General features: G+C 54.0%; 1 protein-coding gene. It reads right to left on the bottom strand.

From position 1 onward, the window contains the following. The coding region (locus tag HFD99_RS24935; RefSeq protein ID WP_238797310.1) for a condensation domain-containing protein at positions 1-463 on the bottom strand (463 nt) is incomplete at both ends.

The following is a 463-nucleotide window of genomic DNA, read 5'->3' as shown; positions in this document are numbered from 1 at the left end:
CCAAGTCCTGATCAAATTGTCCCAAATAGTTAAAGCTGATCTCAGGCTGCAGGCTCCAGGAAGAGGTAGCATCATCCTGTGACATATACTTCAACATACCGTAGCCAATGCCCTTATGCGGTACATGCCGCAGGTCCTCTTTTACCCGTTTGATGCGCTGCCCTACTTCTGATGTTCCATCCACATCCAGCAGCACCGGATACTGACTCGTAAACCAGCCCACGGTACGTGTGATGTCGATATCGGGAACAATAGCTTCCCGGCCATGGCCCTCCAGATTGACCAGCACTCGCTCCTGCCCGCTCCAGTTGTACAATGCGGTACCGAGTGCGGTTAACAGCAGATCATTGACCTCGGTGTGGTATGCACGATGTGCTTCCTGCAGTAGCAGTCGGGTGTCCTGTTCGCTCCACGCCACGCTCACCGTCTCACTGTCTCTGACCACAAAATGCTGTCCTGCCGC

The organism is Paenibacillus sp. EKM301P (genome assembly GCF_011800295.1).
GTDB classification, from domain to species: Bacteria; Bacillota; Bacilli; order Paenibacillales; family Paenibacillaceae; genus Paenibacillus; species Paenibacillus polymyxa.
The sequence above is the reverse complement of the archived record's forward strand: the minus strand, read 5'-3'. Positions and strand labels throughout refer to the sequence as shown.